The following is a 21,160-nucleotide window of genomic DNA, read 5'->3' as shown; positions in this document are numbered from 1 at the left end:
AGAGAATTAAATATGGCACGTAAACAACGTTTTCGTGAAGAAGAAGAAGCAGCGGTAGATATGACGCCAATGCTTGACATCGTATTTATCATGCTTATTTTCTTTATCGTAACTACATCGTTCGTTAAAGAGGCTGGTATCGAGGTCAATAAACCAAAAGCTGCCCAAGCTACGAAGCAAAAAAATGCTAATATTTTTATTGCTATTCGTAATGACGGTGCAATCTGGATTGATAAACAGCAAGTTGATGTTGAACGTGTTTCAGCAAAAATTGAAAGTTTATTAGCAGAACAACCTACAGATGTTGTAATTTTGCAAGCTGATAAAGAAGCAAAACATGGCACAGTGGTTAAAGTGATGGACCAGATTAAAGCGACAGGTGATAACCTGAGAATTTCAATAGCTGGAGATCAGTAATGATTCGTTTTCTGTTTTCACTGATTGCAGGTGGGGCAGTTACTTTCGGCTTGTTCTACTTCATGGCATACCTCATCTCTGGTGGGGCTGACCGTAATACGGAACAAAAAGAGCAGATCATAGTCGAAATTATGACGAATCCGCCTGAATCTAAGGTGCAAGAGAGGAAGCGTGTACCGCCTCCGCCTCCGCCACCGCCAAAGCAGCCGCCTAAACCGCAGCCGCCACAGCCGGAAAACAGCAACCCAAGTACGAGCTTGTCGTTTAATATGCCAAGCATCGATGTGGGAAGCACGGCTGGTGGACTGAGTGGTCCAGGTGCATTTGGACGAGATGGTGATGCGACACCGATCGTTCGTATTGAACCAAAATATCCAACACAAGCAGCACGTGATGGTAAAGAAGGTTGGGTTCAACTTTCATTCACAATTGATGAGTTAGGTGGTGTGATTGACGTTGATGTAATCGACGCAGATCCAAAACGTATCTTTGACCGTGAAGCTAAACGTGCATTGCGCAAGTGGAAATACCGTCCTAAGATCATTGACGGCAAACCACAAAAGCAAGTTGGTTTACAAGTTCAACTAGACTTTAAACTTAACCAAGGCAACTAAGGAGGCGAGTAATGAGAAATTTTTCTAAAGTAACTGCACTTGCAATTCTTATGTCTGTGTCAGGTGCAGCATTAACTGCACCTGTTTTAGCGGCGCCAGATTACGCGAAAATTGAAGAGCGTAAGAAAGCAAAAACTAAAATCATGGGCGAACGTACTGGTAAAAAAGTAATTAAAGCGTTTGATTTGTATAATGAAGATGATGTTGATGGTGCAATCGCTTTATTAAAAGAGTTAGATCCGTCTAACGACTTTGACAAAGCAACTGTTAATCGTTACTTAGGCAGCATGTATGCTCAAAAAGAGCAGTACAAAGTTGCTATTAAGTATATGAAAGCAGCGATTGCTCCAGATGTATTAAACTTTGCTGATCAGGCTCAAGGTTTAAAAACCTTAGGTGACATGTATGCAGGTACTGAACAGTACAATGCTGCAAAGCAAGCATATTCTGATTGGATGGACTTTACAGGCGAAGAAGACCCAAAAGTTTACACTCGTATTGCGCAAGCAAGCTATGAGCTTAAACAGTTTAATGAGGTTCTCGAGCCGGCAAACAAAGCAATTAAGTTAGCAAAAGAGCCTAATAAAGCTCCTTATCAACTTAAATTAGCTGCCTATTTTGAGCAAAAGCAATATCAAAATATGGTTAAAGTTGCTGAAGAAATCGTTCGTGTATGGCCTGAAGACAAAAAGTCTTGGGTAGGCTTAGGTAAGTATTATTTACAAACCGAAGAATACAAAAAAGGCCTAGCAACTATGGAAGTTGCTTACAAGAACGGTTACTTTGAAAACGAAGTTGAATACAAAGTTCTAGCTAATTTTTACTCTTTAAACGAAATTCCTTACAAAGCAGCTGTAACGCTTGAAAAGGCCGTTAAAGAAGAAAAAGTTAAACGCACTAAGCAAAACATGAGTGCGATTGCTAGTAACTACCATCGTTCGAAAGATATAGAGAAGGCTGCTAAGTACTACGAAGAAGCTGCTAAATTTGATAATGATGCTGAGCTTTATCGCAAAGCCGGTTCATTACTTCTACAATCTGAAAAATTTAGTGCTGCCGTTGTTCGTTTGAACAAAGCGTTAGAGCTTGGCTCTGACAAAAAAGGTACTATATATTCAGATTTAGCTGAAGCGTTTTACTACCAAGGCAAGTATAAGCAAGCACATGCTGCTATTACTAAAGCTATGGACGATCCAACCACACGTAGATTTGCAAAAGGTTGGGCTACATATATTAAAGATAAAGCCGCTCGCAACGGTGTTAAAATTTAATATTTAATGTACTCTAGTATTTTTAAAAAGCCCCATTGGGGCTTTTTTTATTGGAATTAACATGAACAAAACGCCTATTATTCCATTGCTCTTTTGTTTGCTTTTAGCATCATGCTCAAAGCCAGCAGATTTGTTTTCATCTTATAAAGAGGCACAAAGCGCGTTAATATCACTTAATACGGCTTTAAGTGCACAAAAGAACTTAAACAGTACAGGGCTCAGTAATGAACAACTGCCTTTTACTGATTCATATTTAGCGCGTCGCCACGCTATTTACCAGCAGCTAATGCAAATGAAGTTATCTGCTGCACAAACTCATCAAGTAAATTATTTGGTGATTGCTGAGCGGTTTCCAGAGCGTTATTTTGCATGGCCTGCACACACTGATGTGCTATCAAACATGCTTTCGATAGTTAAAAATGATGCTCAGTATAAAAACATTGAGCAGTGGCTGATATTTGTTAAATCACAGCTACAAGCCGCTGAGAAAAGTAACTTAAAGCTTAATAAAATAGAGCATAATTATTTAAAGCACTATGTGCAGCAAGCAATTAATAGTACTGACACACCTATTGAGCTTAATGAGTCTCTGAGTGTATTAAATAATTACTTAATGCAGTATAAGCCAAGAGGCAGCATTGGGTTGTCTGGTCTTGCTAATGGCAGCCAGTGGTACCAAAGTAAACTAAATTATTTTGCAAATGATGTACTTTCGCCGCTTGAGTGGCTAAGCCTTATAGATAGTAAATTTAAAACAATGCAAAGCTCAACCGAGCAATTAACGGTGGGTACGTCTGATGTATCGCAGCTTAGCGAAACATTTTTAAAAGAGACGCAAGTATTAGGTTTAGATTGGTCAACGGGTTATAGGCTACTACCTCAACTTGCTAGTACTAAGCAATTAACGGCAGCAGATAAGCGGCTCTATTTAGCGATGATGGAAACTGATCTTGGGGTGCATTACCACGCGTGGACATTATCGCAAGCGCGCTTAAATTTACTAAAACGTCTCAATATTAGTGAAGAAGATGCGAGAATATTAGTTGAGGATATTATTTTTTATCCAGGGCAATCATTTAGTTTTGCACCGCAATTACTCATTTAAACTTAAGTGCGCTACTACTTAGCGCACTTATCACACCGCTGAGTAGCAGGGTCTCTTTCTAAGTGCTGCTCTGATATTTTCTCTTCACAGTCACAGCAGTAGCCATATTGACCAATATCTATTTGACTAATTGCTGCTTCAAGCTTGTTCATTCGTTCAATTAACGGATTATACTCATTACCTAATTGTTGAGCGGCTAAATCAAGCCACTCTTCATTAGATGTTTGGGTTAGGATGCAGAGTAAGTTTTGATGTGTAGGGTGAGTTGATTGTGACAACAAACCTAATATCGTTGCTTTAACACTTTCTATTTCATCGTTTAGTCGTTGCTGATGGTGCATTAGCAGTATAACCCTTAAGTTAATTTGTAGTGATACTGCTATTATCTATTTAGATTTGTTTAGGTGTTATGATTTGCATCAAATTGTGGCGCTTTCGCATATTTCTTTAATACTTCGGCTACCTCATCCTTTGCTTTTAAACGACGAATTTCATCAAATAATAGCCCAGCTTGTGGATATTGGCGTTTTAAATAACCAAGCCATTGCTTTGTTCGAGATGCAAAATATTTATTATCTTTGCTAGCTGTTTGGTGCATAGATGAATGAATAATATGGTGTAAAATATTCTCCCAAGTGAGCTCGTTGTAGCTTTCGTTATTAACTTGCGCTTTAATTTTTCTTGCGAGATCAGGATGTGAAAGGGCGCCACGACCAATCATCAAATCACGACAACCACTGCGTTTTTGGCATAAAAGTGCATCTTGTATTTGCCAAATTTCGCCATTGGCGACCACTGCAATTTTTTTATCTTTGACCAAAGGAGGAATTTTTTCCCAATAGGCGGGTGGATTGTAGCCATCGCGTTTAGTACGTGCATGTATAGCAATGCTGTTAGCACCCGCGCTAACAACGGCATCGACAATTTCTTGGCTGTTACTATCATCATCAAAACCTAAGCGAATTTTAGCACTTACTTCATGCTCATCATCAACGGCATCCCTTACCGTTTTTATAATCGAGTACATATGTTCTGGATCTTTGAGTAATACAGCACCGCCTTTGCTTTTATTGACTGTTTTTGCTGGGCAACCAAAGTTTAAATCAACGCCATGAGAGCCTAAGCCAATTGCTTTTACAGCGTTTTCTGCTAATACGTCGGCTACTTGGCCTAATAACTGAATACGAACCGGAGTACCACTACGAGTGAGTCCCGCATTTTTAAGTTCAGGGCAATAACGGTGGAATACTTTATCTGGAAGGCAAGTATCTACAACACGGATAAATTCGGTCACACAAAGATCGAAGCCGCCTATGTCGGTAAGTAGTTGCCGCATTTTAAAGTCAACGACACCTTCCATGGGTGCTAAAATAAGTTTCATAGTGTGATTAATGTATTACTAAAAAAGGAGCGCCAGTTTACCTGTAAATCATAAATTGATAAAACGCTTATTAAAGTTCATGGTTAGTTAAATAACTTATTTGCAAAAAAAATAGAAAATTTGAAAGTTTTTAGTTTAATACCGGTCTACTTTTATAATGATGTTCAACAAGTTTAAAAGGTAATTAAAAATGAATACAATAAAGAAAAACTCAATTGCATTAACATTAGGCGCAGTGGTTGTTGGCAGCGCAAGTATGGCGAGTACTGATGTTCAAGCTAATCCATTTGAGTTTCAACAAATGGTAGCTGGTTATCAATTAGACGCTGGTGAAGGCAAGTGCGGCGAAGGCAAATGTGGCGGCGACGCTAAAGCGAAAAAAGAAGGCAAGTGCGGCGAAGGAAAATGTGGCGGCGACGCTAAAGCGAAAAAAGAAGGCAAGTGCGGCGAAGGTAAATGCGGCGGTGATGCTAAGGCCAAAAAAGAAGGTAAGTGCGGCGAAGGTAAATGTGGCGGCGATGCTAAGGCTAAAAAAGAAGGCAAGTGCGGCGAAGGTAAATGTGGCGGCGATGCTAAGGCTAAAAAAGAAGGCAAGTGCGGCGAAGGTAAATGTGGTGGCGATGCTAAGGCCAAAAAAGAAGGCAAATGTGGCGAAGGTAAATGTGGTGGTAGCCACTAAACTTTTCTTTTTCAGATAAGTGAGAGGGCCATTAGGCCCTTTTTATTTAATATGAGGTTTTATTATGGCTCAAAATCAAACGCCTAACTTTGGCATGGTCGGTTTAGGCTTGCGAAGAGAAATGCTTGATGAGCTTGAGCATGCTATACCAAAACAAATTGAGTTTATGGAAGTGGCTCCAGAGAACTGGTTAAAGCTAGGTGGGCGCTTTGAAAAGCAATTTAAACAGTTAACTAATAATAATCACTTTGTTTGTCATGGTTTGTCACTTTCTATTGGCTCGCCTGAGCCGCTCGATATTGAATTTATAAAGTCGTTAAAATCTTTCTTTGATCACCACAATATTAAGGCCTATAGCGAACATTTAAGCTATTGCTCAGGTAAAGGCCATATGTATGACTTAATGCCAATTCCTTTTACTGAAGAAGCGATTAAACATGTCGTTTCCCGGGTTAAGCAGGTACAAGATATATTAGAGCGACCACTTGTGCTGGAGAATGTGTCTTATTATGGGGCCCCTGGCCAGCAACTATCAGAGCTTGAATTTACCAATGCTATTTTAGAAGACGCAGACTGCCAGCTGCTATTAGACGTTAATAATATTTATGTGAACTCGATTAATCATGGTTATGATGCACAAGCGTTTTTAAGTGGGCTACCAACTAATAAAATTGCCTATTGCCATGTTGCAGGTCACTACAATGAAGCTGATGATCTCATTATCGATACGCACGGTGCTGATGTTATCGACCCTGTCTGGCAATTGCTCGATAGCGCATATCAAGCACATGGTGTTTTTCCCACACTGCTAGAGCGAGATTTTAATATTCCGCCTATTAATGTGTTAATCAAAGAGTTGGATATAATCCATCAATTACAAGCAAAGCATCTTAAGTTGTTATCAACAGCACAAAGCGCTTAGCTTTTTATGCTTAACAAGTACTTGCTATTTTAGGGTTTCAAAAGAGTTGTTGTTATGAGTTTTATTGATGTACAAAATGAGTTTATGGCCCATATTCGAGAGCCTAATAAGCAGCCCTGTCCAACTGATGTTGAAGACAGACGAATGGCCATTTACCGGGATCTGTTTTTTAATAATATTAATGGCTTTGTTTCATCGGCATTTCCAGTTTTAAAAACACTCTATAGTGATCAACAGTGGCTATTACTGGTTCGTCAATTTTTTAGTGAACATGATTGCCAGTCTCCTTATTTTTTAGATATTGGTGAAGAATTTATTACCTATTTAATGACAAGCTATGTACCTAAAGAGTCTGATCCGGTATTTATGCTGGCGCTAGCCCATTATGAATGGATTGAACTAGACGTGTCTGTAATGAAGGCTGACCCCCTTGAGGTTGTTCTGAGCGACAACAAGCTTACTCATTCTCCTTTGTATTTATCTAAAACAGCGCGTAACTTAAGCTACGACTATCCCGTGCAACATATTAGTGAAGAATTTCAACCTCAACAGCCTTCAGAGCAGCCGTATTTCTTTGTTGTTTATCGCGATGAGGATGATGAAGTGCAATTTTTGGCAACCAACGCCATGACCGCCATGCTACTGTCTATTATTGAAAATGATGCGGGGATTACGTTTGAGCAAGTTTGCCAACAGGTTAGTGAAAATGCACCACAATTTAATCTAGAGCAAATAACACAAGGGGCACTGAGTACCTTAACAGCTATGGCACAGCGGCAAATTATAGTGACAAAAAATCAAGACTAAGCTCTTTATTGATTATTTCACATCGTCTATTATAGCGCCTTTATTTGTTGTGCTTAATAAAAGGTTGTACCCATGTCAGATGATAAAGACTTTAAAGACCCGTTCAATGCGGCTTACTTTTTTGCATTCTTAGCCGTATTTGCTGGAATAGGGTGTTTAAATGCCATTTTAGGTTGGATCACCAGCTTAACTTAATCAGGTTTTATTTTAAGGCTGTTGTTTTTCATCAGCCTTACATTTTTATCACTTCCCTCTCCCGACACTTTATAATTATCGCAAACTCGCAATTTACGACCACTTAAGGTTATAATCACCTGCTTTGTAATATTAATCATTGAGCAGTTAAAATTATGACTCAAGTAACACCAGCAATTATCAAAAACAGCATTACTACAATTGCTGATTATCCTAAAGCGGGCATTATGTTTCGCGATGTAACAACCCTAATGGCAAACCCTGAAGCGTTTAAAGCAACCATAGATGCATTTATTGATGCTTATAAAGACCAAGGTTTTACTAAAATTATCGGCACTGAATCACGTGGCTTTATTTTTGGTGCACCGCTATCTTATGCCTTGGGTATCCCTTTTATCCCTGTTCGTAAACCCGGTAAATTACCGCGCGAAGTTATTCGCCAAGATTACCAACTCGAATATGGCGAAGATACACTAGAGCTTCATACTGATGCGATTGTAGCCGGTGATAAAGTATTATTAGTCGATGACTTGTTGGCGACCGGTGGTACAATTGAAGCAACAGCCAAGTTGGTTGCAAAATTAGGCGGAAACGCCACAGATGCTGCCTTTGTTGTATCACTTCCAGAGCTTGGTGGTGAGCAACGCATTGAAAAAATGGGCATCAATATTTTAAAATTGGTTGAATTCGAAGGCGAATAATCGATGAGTTATCAGGTTCTAGCGAGAAAATGGCGTCCTCAAACCTTTCATGAATTGGTTGGGCAGTCTCATGTAAAACAGGCGTTGGTAAACGCGCTGACTCAAAATAGACTGCATCACGCTTATTTATTCACTGGAACCCGTGGTGTTGGTAAAACCACCATTGCTCGTATTTTTGCCAAAAGCTTAAATTGTGATGAGGGGATATCTGCCACACCATGTGGTCAATGTAGTAGCTGTGTTGATATAGAGGCAGGGCGCTACATTGATTTACTCGAAATAGATGCGGCTTCACGCACCAAAGTTGAGGATACGCGTGAGATCCTCGATAACGTTCAATATGCGCCAACGCGCGGACGTTACAAAGTATATCTCATCGATGAAGTACACATGTTGTCAAAGCACAGCTTTAATGCGTTATTAAAAACGCTTGAAGAGCCGCCTGAGCATGTGAAGTTTTTGCTCGCAACCACCGATCCTCAAAAATTACCAGTGACTATTTTATCTCGCTGTTTACAGTTTAATCTGAATGCATTGTCGCAAGCTGAGATTAAGCAACAGCTTGAGCATGTGCTTACTCATGAGCAGCTTAACTTTGATAATGATGCGCTAAGTATTATTGCCAAAGCGGCCGATGGTAGTATGCGAGATGCATTAAGTCTGACCGATCAGGCGATTGCTCAAACAAATGGTGATATTAAAAATCAAGCGGTACAAGACATGCTTGGTTTAATGGACACGCATTACAGTCAGAGCTTACTTGCTGCATTATTAGCGCAAGATGGCACTGCACTGATGAATGAAGTTGCACAAGTCGCTAGCCGAAATCCAAATTACATTGCGCTGCTTGACGATTTAATTGCGCTAACGCATGTGATTCAATTGAGTCAATTAGTCCCTGAAGCGGCGGCGCTTGATAGCAATAACGCTGATTACATTGAGCATGTTGCAGCGCATACCCATGCTCAACAAATTCAAGTGTATTACCAGCTATTACTTAACGGCAAAAAAGATTTACAATGGGCACCTGAGCCTCGTTTAGGGTTCGAAATGATTATGCTCAGATTGCTAGCATTTGAACCTACGCAGCTGCAAACCAATCAACCTGAACCTAGCTCACAAGCTACGCCAGAGCAAAATAGTGCAGGGCGGGCTAATGCACTGCGTGATATTTTAAATAAAAATAAGCCAGCGCAGAGTAATACTCCTCAAACTCAGCCATTAGCAAGTAATACGCAGCCAACAAAAGCCGCTGAGCCTGAGGTTTCACAGCCTGATAATAGCCAAACACAACTTGAGCAAAGCCAGGTACAAAGTCAGTCTCAAATTGTCGATAACCCTCCTGTAATAAGTGATGAACAAGCGCAGCGTCAAAGCGAAGATGATGCCTACATGCAGCACAGTGATGTAGAACAAACCATTGCCGCACAATACGATGATGTAATGAGTAGCGCTGTTGATCAAGGGTTTAACCCTGAGTTAGCAAATGCCACGAGTAACGCAGAACAGTCTGCGTCATCAATGGGTGAGCAAGAAGCGCGAGCACAGTCAGCAATAGCGCGTATTTTACGCGATAGAAACATTTCGGGTGCCGGTAAGCTTTCAAGTGCCGCTATTGAAAAGCCAACTGAAGAAAAACCAGCACCGACAAAATCCGAATTTAGTCGTCCGGTGGGCAATGAAGCACAAACTGTATCGCAGCAGCCACCGCCATGGGATAATGAGGTGAGCGATGACCTGCAAAAAAAGCCTCAGCTCCCAGCACAGGGGAGCCAAGCTCAGGTAGCAAATAAGCCAGCCAGTAAAGTTGACTTTAAAGCAAAGCATCAAACGATTACTGAAAATTTAGCACCGGAGCTATTAGAGCAAATTAACCCGCAAAAACCAGCACCTGTTGTTGAACAAAAGCCTAGTATTGTGGTTCCAGATGATTTTCAAAGCCCAATTAGTGAAATTAGATTTGCCCATCAACAAGACGAGTGGGCCTATTTAATAAAGCGTATGGAACTTGGCGGACGTATGCGCCAGTTTGCATTGCACTCAATTTTTACCAAACAAGACAATCATTTCCATATTGAAGTGGATGAATCGCAAAAGCACTTAGATACGCCAATGTTACGTCAAAAGTTAAATGTGGCGTTATCTAGTATTTATGGACACAACGTTGAGCTTAATATTGATTTTGCTAGCGGGGTGATTGACTCACCTTATTTGATTCAACAAAAAATTGATGCAGGTCGTCACCAGCAAGCGATTGATGTGATCACCAGTGATGAAAATATAGTACAATTTCAACAGCTATTTAGCGCTGAAATTGACGAAAACAGTATTCAGGCATTGTAATTAACGACCAGTGCCCTTATTTATACTCCAGTTAATGTATTAAAAGAAAGAGAGACGATTATGTTTAAAGGTGGAATGGGTAACATGATGAAGCAAGCGCAGCAAATGCAAGAGCGCATGCAAAAAGCCCAAGAAGAAATCGCAACAATGGAAGTGGTTGGTGAAGCCGGTGCTGGTTTAGTGAAAGTAACTATGCTTGGTAATCACAATGTTCGTCGTGTTGAGCTTGATGAAAGCTTAATGGAAGACGACAAAGACATGATTGAAGATTTACTTGCAGCAGCGTGTAATGATGCTGTTCGCCGTGTTGCTGAAGAAACTCAAGAGCGCATGGGCAAAGTAACAGGCGGTATGCAATTACCACCTGGTATGAAAATGCCGTTCTAAGCAACTATGCAACTTTCAGATAGTTTAACATCGCTAATAGAAGCACTTCGTTGTCAGCCAGGTATTGGCCCGAAATCTGCTCAGCGTATTGCATTTCATTTATTAGAGCGCGACCGCAAAGGTGGCACTCAGCTTGGCAATGCGCTAACAAAAGCGATGACGGCTGTAGGGCATTGTCAGTCGTGCCGCACGTTTACCGAGCAAGCACAATGTGATATTTGCTTAAGCACTAAACGCCAAGACAGCGGCATTTTATGTGTGGTTGAGTCGCCTACAGATGTGTTAGCGATTGAACAGACAGGCCAATACAAAGGACTCTATTTTGTGTTAATGGGGCATTTGTCACCTATTGATGGCATAGGCCCTAAAGAAATAGGGCTAGACGTGCTTGAGCAAAAGCTTGCCCATGGCGGCATAAATGAAGTTATATTAGCCACTAACCCTACGGTTGAAGGTGAAACAACGGCTCATTATATTGCCCAGCTGTGTCATAAATACAAAGTGGGTGCATCGCGAATTGCTCACGGTATTCCTGTGGGTGGCGAGCTTGATTTAGTCGATGGCACAACCTTAATGCATGCATTTAGCGGCAGGCGCTTAGTCAGCCATGAATAGTTTATTTTAAGCTTAACTATTTGAATTTATTTTAAAAGCCTACATACATGATGTAGGCTTTTTTATTGACTTTGATTGCAATATAAACAAAAGTTTAAGGATGGTATGGCTGCAATAACCCAAAGTGCTAATGTGATTGTTGATAATTTTATCGCACTTGTTTGCCATGAACAGATAGAAATCATTTATCAAGATGATGATATTTTGTTGATCAATAAACCTAGCGGTTTGTTAAGCTTGTCGGGTAAAAACCCTCTTAACTGGGATTCGGTTCACTATAGGCTTGTTAATGGTCAACAAGGCGTTACCGCAGCGTTTCCTACTGCGATATTACCCCACCGTTTAGATTTGGGTACCTCCGGAGTGATGGTGGTAGCACTTAACGAGCAAGCAGCTAAAGCACTGAATCTGCAATTTCAATCCCGAAGTGTTAAAAAACAATACCGCGCAATGCTCTCAGGGTTGGTTGCTGAGTCTCAAGGAGTGATTACTGCGCCTATAGCAAAAGATAAAATGTTATTTCCGAAAGTGAAAATTTGCCACCAGAGCGGCAAATCCGCGCAGACTCAATTTAAAGTGGTTAAACGTTTTAACAAAGAGCAAAAAACCTTGGTCGATTTTACTCCTATAACTGGACGCACTCATCAACTTAGGATACATAGCCTAACGTTTGGCCACCCCATACTAGGATGTGATTTATATAAAAATGATTGCAGTGAGCAGAGTGCTCAACGATTATTATTGCATGCCAGCGATTTATTTTTTGTTCATCCATGCACTGATAAGCCAATGCACGGGCATGCCATAACGCCTTTTTAATTGATTAACCCATTTAAAATGTCTTTGAATGGGGTTTTTTATTTTTTTACTTGAACTTCTCACGGCTCACCCCATATTAAGTGCATAACGCAGACACTTTGCAAATTGGAGATACATAAATGACTGCAGCACAAAAAGAAACATTAGGCTTTCAAACAGAAGTAAAACAACTATTAAACTTAATGATTCACTCGCTTTATTCAAATAAAGAAATCTTTTTACGCGAGCTTGTATCAAATGCATCTGACGCAGCCGATAAACTACGCTTTTTAGCCCTTTCAAACGGTGACCTTTATCAAGGTGATGCGGATTTACGCGTACGTATAAGTGCTGATAAAGACGCTAACACAGTAACCATTTCTGATAATGGTATTGGTATGACGCGTGATGAAGTGATCAGCTCATTAGGCACCATTGCTAAGTCGGGTACGGCTGAATTTTTCAAAAACTTAACGGGCGATCAAAGTAAAGACTCACAGCTTATTGGTCAATTTGGTGTTGGTTTTTACTCAGCATTTATTGTTGCTGATGAAGTGACTGTTCGTACTCGTAAAGCTGGAGAGACTACAGCGGTTGAATGGCAGTCAAAAGGTGAAGGCGAGTACACGCTACAAGAAATCGAAAAAGAAGGCCGTGGTACAGACATTATTTTACATCTTCGTGAAGAAGAAAATGAATATGCAGATGAGTGGCGTCTTCGCAGTATCGTAACTAAATACTCTGATCATATTTCTACTCCAGTACAAATGTACAAGGCAGAAGTACCTGAGTCTGAAGGTGAAGACGGTGAAAAAATTCCAGCTGTTCCTGGTGAATGGGAAAGCATTAACCGTGCAACAGCATTGTGGACACGTGACAAATCAGAAATCTCTGAGGACGAATACAAAGAGTTTTATAAGCATGTAAGCCACGACTGGGAAGATCCGCTTAGCTGGGGACACAATAAAGTTGAAGGTAAAACTGAATACACCAGTTTGTTATACATTCCTAAAAAAGCACCCTTTGATTTATGGAACCGTGAGCGCCAAAGTGGTTTAAAACTTTATGTTCAACGCGTGTTTATTATGGATGACGCTGAACAGTTTATGCCAAGCTACTTACGTTTTGTTAAAGGCTTATTAGACTCAAACGATTTACCACTAAACGTATCGCGTGAAATTTTACAAGACAACAAAGTAACCCAGGCTATTCGCAAGGGGTGTACGTCGCGTATTATTAAAATGCTTGAGCGTATGGCTAAAAACAAAGCCGATGATTACCAAACATTTTGGAATGAATTTGGTCAGGTAATGAAAGAAGGCCCAGCTGAAGATGCGGCCAACAAAGAAAGCATTGCTAAATTACTTCGTTTTTCATCAACGCACACCGACTCAGAAACTCAAGATGTTTCACTTGAGCAATACATTGAGCGCATGAAGGACAGCCAAGATAAAATTTACTATGTGGTTGCTGACTCATTTATCGCTGCTAAAAATTCACCACACTTAGAAATCTTCCGTAAAAAAGGCATTGAAGTATTATTGCTAAGCGATCGTGTAGATGAGTGGATGATGAGCCATTTAACGGAATTTGGCGAAAAGCAATTTCAGTCAATTACCCGTGGTGATTTAGACTTAGGTAAATTAGATGACGAAGAAACTAAAAAAGCACAAGAAGAGTCTGAAAAAGAAGTTGCAGGTTTAGTTGAGCGCATTAAAACTGCATTAGGTGATGATGTTAAAGATGTACGCTTCACTCACCGCTTAACTGACTCACCAGCGTGTGTAGTGAGCGATGACAACGACATGAGCTCGCAAATGCAAAAGCTAATGGAGTCAGTAGGTCAAGCTGTTCCAGAGGCTAAGCCTGTGTTTGAATTAAACCCAGAGCACCAACTGGTTAAGCACTTAAATGATGAGCAAGACGAAGATAAGTTTGCACAGTGGTCACATGTACTACTAGACCAAGCCTTACTTGCAGAGCGCGGTACGCTTAAAGATCCGACTGGGTTTGTAACTCGCTTAAATAAACTTATGCTTGATTTAAGCAAATAAGTATTAAAAATCAATGATTGAGTCAAAAGGGAACGTTTGTTCCCTTTTTTATGCGCTGCTGTATAGACAATTAGTATAAGTTACTTGAGTATCTGCAGCGCTTATGGAAGAATTCAGACTTTAAAATAAACTCTCATATTAGGGGACAATGATATGCGCATTATTCTTTTGGGCGCACCGGGTGCAGGTAAAGGTACTCAAGCTCAGTTTTTAATGGATAGATACGGTATTCCACAAATTTCTACCGGTGATATGCTACGAGCTGCAATTAAAGAGGGCACACCACTTGGCCTAGAAGCAAAAAAAGTAATGGACGCAGGTCAGCTTATTTCAGACGATATTATTATTGGCCTTGTTAAAGAGCGTATTGCAAAACCTGATTGTGAGAAAGGCTTCTTACTCGATGGTTTCCCACGTACAATTCCACAAGCTGATGCTATGAAAGAAAATGGCGTAGTGGTTGATCACGTTATTGAATTTGATGTTGCTGATGAAGTTATTGTTGAGCGTATGGGCGGACGTCGTGTTCATCCTGGTTCTGGTCGCGTTTACCATGTTGTTTACAATCCACCAAAAGAGGAAGGTAAAGACAACGAAACAGGTGAAGAACTTATTATTCGTGCAGATGATACCGAAGAGACAGTTCGTAAGCGCTTAGGCATTTACCATGAGCAAACAATGCCATTGGTTGACTACTACCAAGCAGAAGCGAAAGCGGGTAACACGCAGTACCATAAACTAGACGGTACACAAGCGGTTGAAGCAGTAAGCAAGCAACTAGCTGAGCTTTTAGGTTAACTTGTAGCTAAAACTAAAAGCATAATTAAAAAAACCGCTTTATAGCGGTTTTTTATTATTTGAAATTCGACCCTTAAAGCGTTTTAAGCTTTTCAATAACGCTATCGTATTCAGGCTCAGTTGATAAACTACTAACTAATTGCTTATAAATAACTTTATGGCTTTTATCTAAAATAAATACCGCGCGGGTAAGTAAGCCCATATCTTTAATTATTAAGCCATACTTTTGGCCAAAATCACGCCATACAGAATCAGAAAGCGTCGTCACTTTATCGATATTTTCGGCCTTGCAAAAACGTTTTTGCGCAAACGGTAAATCGGCACTAACGGTGAGCATGGCCACGCCTGGAAATTGTTGGGCGACTTTTTCATTAAAGTGCTTAGTTTGTAAGCTACAAATACCGGTATCTAAGCTCGGTACAACACTAATTAATACAGCTTGGCCTTTATAATTTTCTAATGTAACTGCAGTGAAACGCTCATCAACTACTTTAAAATTAGGGGCATCTTCACCGACAGTAAGGCCTTTCCCTAATAAGGTCACTGGCTTACCTTGTGCGGTTACTTTTCCTGCATCGAGTTTGTTTTCGGGTAAATCTGCGGCAAAACTTGTACAGCAAAATAGGCTTAATGCAAAAGCTAATGTACGACGCATGGAATTTTTTCCTTTTAAATTAACGTAATAATTGTGAGTGTATTATAATGTAGATAAGTTACCAAGCAGAATAATCCATAGCTTTATTTTTGCCTAAAATTGTAAATAAGCGATACATTGATTACTATATACGTATAGGAAATAGGTATTGTTTTTTTATGTACCTGTGGCTTGTTTTAAACGCTTAAAATTGCACCCCGTTTTAAAATAGTGAGATTGTATGTCAACATCGGTTTTAATATGTGATGATTCAAAATTAGCACGACGCCAGTTAGCTCGCTCCTTGCCCGATGATTGGGATATTAAAATTGAATTTGCATGTGACGGTGTAGACTGCATAAAACAAATAACCAAAGCCCAACCTGAAATTCTTTTTCTTGATTTAAATATGCCAGAGATGGACGGTTATGGCGTACTGGCAGCAATGAAAGATCAGGGGCTAGACGTACTTACTGTGGTGGTATCGGGCGATATTCAACCAAGCGCACATCAGCGTGTACTTGAGCTTGGCGCCATCGATTTTATTCAAAAACCATGTTCCCCCGAAAAGCTCGCTGCCATTATAGAACACCATGGTATAAGAGATAGAGCACTGCGTGAACGCTTATCTCATTCTTTAGGTGAACAAGTTGACCCTGATGTTCGTGATATATATCAAGAGTTGACTAATGTCGCTATGGGCCAAGCTGGGGATCTACTTGCAAGACTGCTTAATGTATTTGTTAAGTTACCCATTCCTAATGTTAATGTTTTAGAAGTCAGTGAGCTTAACATGGCCTTAAGCTCTGTTGATACCAATGACACTACATCAGGTATTTGCCAAGGCTTTATAGGCGGCGGGGTATCTGGTGAGGCGTTATTACTTTTAAATGATTCTAGTTTTAAAGAAATAGCCTCACTAATGAATTACGAAGGTGAATTAAACGACAAGGTGGAGTTAGAGTTGCTAATGGATGTGAGTAACATCTTAATTGGCGCTATATTAACAGGCTTGTCAAAACAGCTTGATATGACCTTTAGTCAAGGCCACCCCATTGTATTGGGCCAGCATCGTGATGTTTCTGAACTTGTTCAGTCTAATAAGTCGCGTTGGCAACGAACACTTGCCATAGAAATTAGTTACGGTATTGAAAATCATGATATTAGTTGTGATTTAATGTTGCTCTTTACTGAAGATTCACTTAAAACTTTGAAATATAAAGTTGCTTATCTACTGGAAGATTAAATATTTATGCCAGCTGATTTAGATTTAAATGAAATCCATTGGTTAATGGACATGTTCAATACTGTTGATGTAGGCCTTGTGGTGCTTGATAGAGACTACAAAGTGTGCGTTTGGAATGGTTTTATGGAAAACCATTCTGGGTTATTACCTAGTGCAGTAAAAGATAAAGACTTGTTTGATCTATTCCCAGCCATAGATGAAAAATGGTTTAGAAGTAAAGCTGAGTCAGTGTTTGTATTAAAAAATCGCTCATTTACTATCTGGGAACAGCAGCCGTATATTTTTCGTTTTAAAAATTATCGGCCTATAACAGGTAAAGCTGATTATATGTATCAAAACGCCACGTTTATTCCACTTACGAATGTACGAGGGGAAGTTGAGCATATTTGTATTATTATCTACGATGTAACAGATATTGCAGTTAACAAAAAAGAGCTTGAAGAGTTAAACAAAAAACTAGAGCAAGTAAGCCAAACAGATAGTCTTACCCAGCTTGCAAACCGAGGACATTGGGAGCATTTACTACATCAAGAATTTTTACGCACTAAGCGTAGTGAAGGTTGTTGCTCGTTATTAATTTTTGATATCGACCACTTTAAAAAGGTAAATGATGACTTTGGACACAGTGCTGGAGATGAAGCGCTTCGTCACATAGCAAGTTTACTTAAAACTGCATTACGTGAAACTGATATTGCTGGACGATATGGTGGTGAAGAGTTTGTTGTTACTTTATTAGATACCGATAAACAGGGGGCGATTGTATTTGCTGAACGCTTGCGTCAATTAATTGAAACCTCACCGGCGAAATACAATGAGCATACGGTGCATATGGCTATAAGTGTAGGTATTGCCTGCTTTGACAACGCATTTAAAGATCATGAGCGTTGGATTGAAGCTGCCGATAAAGCACTTTATCATTCAAAAGAAACCGGTCGAAATAAAGTATCGGTATATGCTGATATAAAAAATGATGCGTAGGCATCATTTTTTAATTGGGAGTTAAAATAACTAGATCAACTTTGAACAAACGCATTGTTTTTTCTGTGCTACTCCAAATTATCTTTGCTTCAATCCCGATATTTCCTACAGAGCCTATAGTCACTAAATCAGCATTAAGCGTTGCTGCTAAGCTTGAGATCAGCTACTTGGGTGATCCAGCTTTAATATGAAGTTTATCGCGTAAGTTGTTATCAATTATAAGAGCATGCTGCGATACGGTAGTTTCTCAAACGCATTAACGAGTTGTACCTCAGAAAAAACCAAGCCTAAAACTCTTAACATTGGAGAAATATAGACAGTGTAACCTGCGTAAAACTCACAATTGGTTCGCTCTGCATATTTTTTCATCCATTATTTTTACTCTGTTATATGGCGTGAATCATCCATTGGGCATTGACCAATAGTTGAAATCTCACCAGAGTTTGACTCCTGATCCAGTTTTACTTTAAAGCCCCATAGTCTGTATAGGTGTTTTAATACCTCTGCATGGGAGTCGGCCAGTGGAATGGTATTATGGGGAATATACCGCAGAGTTAATGAGCGATCGCCACGTAAGTCAACGTCGTAAACTTGTATATTAGGTTCATGATTACTAAGGTTATATTGTGCAGAAAGTGCCTCTCTAACCGCTTTGTAACCATTATCGTCATGAATAGCGCCTATTTCTAAATGTGGGTTGCTAGTGTGGTCGACGATAGTGAACAATTTAAAGTCTCTAATTAGTTTAGGTGATAAAAATTGACTAATAAAACTCTCATCTTTAAAGTTTTGCATCGCAAAATGAAGAGTTTCAAGCCAGTCACTGCCAGCGTGATCAGGAAACCAGCGTTTATCTTCTTCTGTCGGATTTTCACAAATTCGGCGAATATCTACCATCATATTAAAACCCAGCGCATAGGGGTTAATACCTGAATAATAATCGCTATTGTAGGGAGGTTGGTACACAACATTCGTATGGCTTTGTAAAAACTCTAACATAAATGAATCGGTTAGTTTTCCCTCATCATATAAATGGTTCAAAATAGTGTAGTGCCAAAAAGTGGCCCAACCTTCATTCATTACTTGAGTTTGTTTTTGCGGATAAAAGTACTGCGATATTTTTCTCACAATACGCACTATTTCTCGTTGCCATGACTCAAGTAAAGGAGCATTTTTTTCAATAAAATACAGAATGTTTTCCTGCGGCTCTTGGGGAAAGTGACGCTCAGGCTTTTTCGATTCTTGCTGCTGAGAAGGAATAGTGCGCCATAATTCATTAACTTGCGATTGCAAATAATCTGCTCGTTCTTGCTGGCGTTTTTGTTCTTCAAATAACGAAATTCGCTGCGGGCGTTTATATCTGTCAACACCATAACTCATTAGCGCATGGCAAGAATCGAGTATACTCTCTACTTCTGATATACCGTACTTCTCTTCACAGCGGCTTATATAGTTTTTAGCAAATAATAAATAGTCAATTATAGAACCCGCATCAGTCCACGTTTTAAATAAATAATTGCCCTTAAAAAATGAATTGTGCCCGTAGCACGCATGCGCCATAACCAATGCCTGCATTGGCAGCGTATTTTCTTCCATTAAATAAGCAATACATGGATTGGAATTAATCACAATTTCATATGCAAGGCCCATTTGACCGCGCTTATAATTTTGTTCTGTTTGAATAAACTTTTTACCGTAAGACCAGTGAGTGTATCCAATGGGCATACCGACGCTGGAATAGGCATCCATCATTTGCTCAGCGGTGATCACTTCAATTTGATTAGGGTAAGTATCTAGCTTGTAATGCTCAGCAACACGTGAGATTTCATCTTGATATTGCTGAAGTAATTCAAAGGTCCAATCGGGCCCATCACTCATTCGCTCGTTATTCATATTGCTACCTCGCTTTGGCTATGCAGCCCCTTGCTGTTGACGGCCTTTTTTAAATAGCTCCCTAAATATAGGGTAAATGTCTTCAACACCTTGAATATGTTGGATGGCAAAATTACTGTGAGTTTGGCTAATGCTTTGGTACTCGCGCCATAAACTTTGGTGGGCGCGGGTGGTAATTTCTATATAGGCAAAGTATCGTACTGCATGTAACAGTTTGTTACGTAGAATATGCCCGCATTGTGGGGTATCATCGGCCCAATTATCACCATCAGAGGCTTGTGCGGCGTATATATTCCATTCATCAGCATTATAGCGCTCTGCTATTATTTCATTCATCAGCTTAAGTGCACTTGAAACGATAGTACCGCCTGTTTCTTGAGAGTAAAAAACTCTTGCTCATCAACTTCTTTAGCTTGAGTATGATGACGAATATACACAACCTCAATATCTTTGTAGCTGCGAGTTAAAAACTGATAAAGCAAGATGTAAAAACGTTTTGCCATATCTTTGGTGGCTTGGTCCATTGAACCAGATACGTCCATAATACAAAACATCACCGCTTTACTAGTTGGGTGCGGTTGTTTATTGTAGTTACGAAAACGTAAATCATAGTTATCAATAAAGGGAACCGTTTTAATTTGCTGTTTGAGTATGTCGATTTCTTTTTGCAATACTGTCACAGCGGTTTTGTCGCAGTGCGGTTGCTCAAGTAGCAATACGAGTTGCCCTTCAAGCTCACTAAGACGGCGTTTTTTACCTGCCGACATCGCAATGCGACGGGCTAAAGAGCCTTGTAAAGAACGAACAACATCAATGTTACTGGGCATACCATCACTGCAAAACCCAGCACGATGCGTTTTCATTTGAACGAGCTTGTCAAGCTGGTTCTCTTGTAAATTAGGCAGCTCTAAATCTTCAAATAATAAATCAAGGTATTCATCTTTAGAAATTGAGAATACAAAATCATCTTGGCCTTCGCCAGAGTCACTTGCTTCACCTTCGCCTGCGCCACCGCCTTGTCCACCTTTAGGTCGCTCTATTTTATCTCCTGTAGAGAATTGATCGTTACCTGGGTGTATTTGCTCTCTATTTCCACCTCTGCCTTGATGAAAAGTTGGTTCACTAATATCACGCTGAGGAATAGATATACTCTCTCCAGAACTAGAATCAGTGACGCTGCGTTTATTTATCGCATCAGATACCGCTTCTTTAATTTGCTTTTTATAACGCCTTATAAAACGCTGGCGGTTAACCGTACTTTTATTTTTGCCATTTAAACGCCTATCGATAAAATGCGCCATAATGACCTCCTAAAAACTGCA

At 39.9% G+C, this 21,160-nt stretch carries 21 protein-coding genes and 1 pseudogene; 17 read left to right on the top strand and 5 right to left on the bottom strand.

Features of this window, described 5'->3' with window-relative positions; genetic code table 11:
* Window positions 1-12: 12 nt before the first annotated feature.
* The 4 genes from AC0L7Q_RS09375 to AC0L7Q_RS09360 all read left to right on the top strand — a co-directional run bounded on the left by AC0L7Q_RS09375 (window position 13) and on the right by AC0L7Q_RS09360 (window position 3,407).
* Window positions 13-417, top strand: a complete 405-nt coding sequence (locus tag AC0L7Q_RS09375; RefSeq protein ID WP_138609413.1) for an ExbD/TolR family protein — start codon at window positions 13-15, stop codon at window positions 415-417.
* Entirely contained in the window at window positions 417-1,031 is a 615-nt protein-coding gene (locus tag AC0L7Q_RS09370; protein ID WP_010388569.1) for an energy transducer TonB, read from the top strand. Before AC0L7Q_RS09375 ends, AC0L7Q_RS09370 begins: the two co-directional genes overlap by 1 nt.
* Window positions 1,032-1,042: 11 nt before the next feature.
* On the top strand, window positions 1,043-2,302 hold the full coding sequence (locus AC0L7Q_RS09365; RefSeq protein ID WP_138609409.1) for a tetratricopeptide repeat protein: 1,260 nt from the start codon (window positions 1,043-1,045) through the stop codon (window positions 2,300-2,302).
* Window positions 2,303-2,363: 61 nt separating this feature from the next.
* Window positions 2,364-3,407 (top strand): hypothetical protein, encoded by a 1,044-nt coding sequence (locus AC0L7Q_RS09360; RefSeq protein WP_409423352.1) that lies wholly within the window; start codon window positions 2,364-2,366, stop codon window positions 3,405-3,407.
* A 14-nt stretch (window positions 3,408-3,421) separates the two neighbouring features.
* On the opposite strand, the gene AC0L7Q_RS09355 is transcribed toward AC0L7Q_RS09360, so the two are convergent.
* Together AC0L7Q_RS09355 and AC0L7Q_RS09350 are read right to left on the bottom strand one after the other, a co-directional pair.
* Window positions 3,422-3,748, bottom strand: coding sequence for a TraR/DksA C4-type zinc finger protein (locus tag AC0L7Q_RS09355; RefSeq protein ID WP_409423351.1), 327 nt, complete (start codon window positions 3,746-3,748; stop codon window positions 3,422-3,424).
* Window positions 3,749-3,807: 59 nt separating this feature from the next.
* Window positions 3,808-4,788, bottom strand: coding sequence for a tRNA-dihydrouridine synthase (locus AC0L7Q_RS09350; RefSeq protein ID WP_409423350.1), 981 nt, complete (start codon window positions 4,786-4,788; stop codon window positions 3,808-3,810).
* A gap of 190 nt (window positions 4,789-4,978) precedes the next feature.
* On the opposite strand from AC0L7Q_RS09350, the gene AC0L7Q_RS09345 reads away from it, so the two are divergent.
* The 11 genes from AC0L7Q_RS09345 to adk all read left to right on the top strand — a co-directional run bounded on the left by AC0L7Q_RS09345 (window position 4,979) and on the right by adk (window position 15,087).
* Window positions 4,979-5,467, top strand: coding sequence for an HvfA family oxazolone/thioamide-modified RiPP metallophore (locus AC0L7Q_RS09345; protein ID WP_198523331.1), 489 nt, complete (start codon window positions 4,979-4,981; stop codon window positions 5,465-5,467).
* Window positions 5,468-5,531: 64 nt separating this feature from the next.
* Window positions 5,532-6,389, top strand: a complete 858-nt coding sequence (locus AC0L7Q_RS09340; RefSeq protein ID WP_413402401.1) for an HvfB family MNIO-type RiPP peptide maturase — start codon at window positions 5,532-5,534, stop codon at window positions 6,387-6,389.
* Between the two features lie 54 nt (window positions 6,390-6,443).
* Window positions 6,444-7,196, top strand: a complete 753-nt coding sequence (locus tag AC0L7Q_RS09335) for an HvfC family RiPP maturation protein (protein WP_413402399.1) — start codon at window positions 6,444-6,446, stop codon at window positions 7,194-7,196.
* Window positions 7,197-7,268: 72 nt separating this feature from the next.
* Window positions 7,269-7,391 (top strand): hypothetical protein, encoded by a 123-nt coding sequence (locus tag AC0L7Q_RS09330; protein ID WP_008109320.1) that lies wholly within the window; start codon window positions 7,269-7,271, stop codon window positions 7,389-7,391.
* Between the two features lie 155 nt (window positions 7,392-7,546).
* Entirely contained in the window at window positions 7,547-8,092 is a 546-nt protein-coding gene (gene apt, locus AC0L7Q_RS09325; protein ID WP_008109316.1) for an adenine phosphoribosyltransferase, read from the top strand.
* A gap of 3 nt (window positions 8,093-8,095) precedes the next feature.
* Window positions 8,096-10,435 (top strand): DNA polymerase III subunit gamma/tau, encoded by a 2,340-nt coding sequence (gene dnaX / locus AC0L7Q_RS09320; protein WP_413402396.1) that lies wholly within the window; start codon window positions 8,096-8,098, stop codon window positions 10,433-10,435.
* A 60-nt stretch (window positions 10,436-10,495) separates the two neighbouring features.
* Complete coding sequence (locus tag AC0L7Q_RS09315) at window positions 10,496-10,822, top strand: YbaB/EbfC family nucleoid-associated protein (RefSeq protein ID WP_010388590.1); 327 nt, start codon at window positions 10,496-10,498, stop codon at window positions 10,820-10,822.
* Between the two features lie 6 nt (window positions 10,823-10,828).
* The gene (gene recR / locus AC0L7Q_RS09310; protein WP_010388591.1) at window positions 10,829-11,437 is read left to right on the top strand and encodes a recombination mediator RecR; all 609 of its coding nucleotides are present in this window, start codon (window positions 10,829-10,831) and stop codon (window positions 11,435-11,437) included.
* Window positions 11,438-11,542: 105 nt separating this feature from the next.
* On the top strand, window positions 11,543-12,256 hold the full coding sequence (locus AC0L7Q_RS09305; RefSeq protein ID WP_409423343.1) for an RluA family pseudouridine synthase: 714 nt from the start codon (window positions 11,543-11,545) through the stop codon (window positions 12,254-12,256).
* A 119-nt stretch (window positions 12,257-12,375) separates the two neighbouring features.
* Complete coding sequence (gene htpG, locus AC0L7Q_RS09300) at window positions 12,376-14,289, top strand: molecular chaperone HtpG (RefSeq protein ID WP_054201119.1); 1,914 nt, start codon at window positions 12,376-12,378, stop codon at window positions 14,287-14,289.
* A gap of 153 nt (window positions 14,290-14,442) precedes the next feature.
* Window positions 14,443-15,087 carry an adenylate kinase gene (gene adk / locus AC0L7Q_RS09295; RefSeq protein ID WP_008468042.1) on the top strand — a complete coding sequence of 215 codons (645 nt, stop codon included), beginning with the start codon at window positions 14,443-14,445 and terminating at the stop codon, window positions 15,085-15,087.
* 73 nt (window positions 15,088-15,160) lie between these two features.
* On the opposite strand, the gene tpx is transcribed toward adk, so the two are convergent.
* On the bottom strand, window positions 15,161-15,742 hold the full coding sequence (tpx, locus tag AC0L7Q_RS09290; RefSeq protein ID WP_413402392.1) for a thiol peroxidase: 582 nt from the start codon (window positions 15,740-15,742) through the stop codon (window positions 15,161-15,163).
* 220 nt (window positions 15,743-15,962) lie between these two features.
* Between tpx and AC0L7Q_RS09285 the strand changes: the two genes are divergently transcribed.
* Both AC0L7Q_RS09285 and AC0L7Q_RS09280 read left to right on the top strand, forming a co-directional pair.
* Window positions 15,963-16,967 (top strand): response regulator, encoded by a 1,005-nt coding sequence (locus AC0L7Q_RS09285; RefSeq protein ID WP_178956226.1) that lies wholly within the window; start codon window positions 15,963-15,965, stop codon window positions 16,965-16,967.
* Between the two features lie 6 nt (window positions 16,968-16,973).
* Window positions 16,974-17,945 carry a sensor domain-containing diguanylate cyclase gene (locus AC0L7Q_RS09280; protein WP_413402389.1) on the top strand — a complete coding sequence of 324 codons (972 nt, stop codon included), beginning with the start codon at window positions 16,974-16,976 and terminating at the stop codon, window positions 17,943-17,945.
* A 378-nt stretch (window positions 17,946-18,323) separates the two neighbouring features.
* On the opposite strand, the gene AC0L7Q_RS09275 is transcribed toward AC0L7Q_RS09280, so the two are convergent.
* Together AC0L7Q_RS09275 and AC0L7Q_RS09270 are read right to left on the bottom strand one after the other, a co-directional pair.
* Window positions 18,324-19,838: a SpoVR family protein gene (locus AC0L7Q_RS09275; RefSeq protein ID WP_413402387.1), complete on the bottom strand. Its 1,515-nt coding sequence runs from the start codon at window positions 19,836-19,838 to the stop codon at window positions 18,324-18,326.
* Window positions 19,839-19,856: 18 nt separating this feature from the next.
* Window positions 19,857-21,139 (bottom strand): annotated as a pseudogene (locus tag AC0L7Q_RS09270) (YeaH/YhbH family protein).
* Window positions 21,140-21,160: the final 21 nt, after the last annotated feature.

Source organism: Pseudoalteromonas sp. KJ63-1 (assembly GCF_055808145.1).
This window is presented reverse-complemented; position numbering and strand designations above follow the sequence as displayed.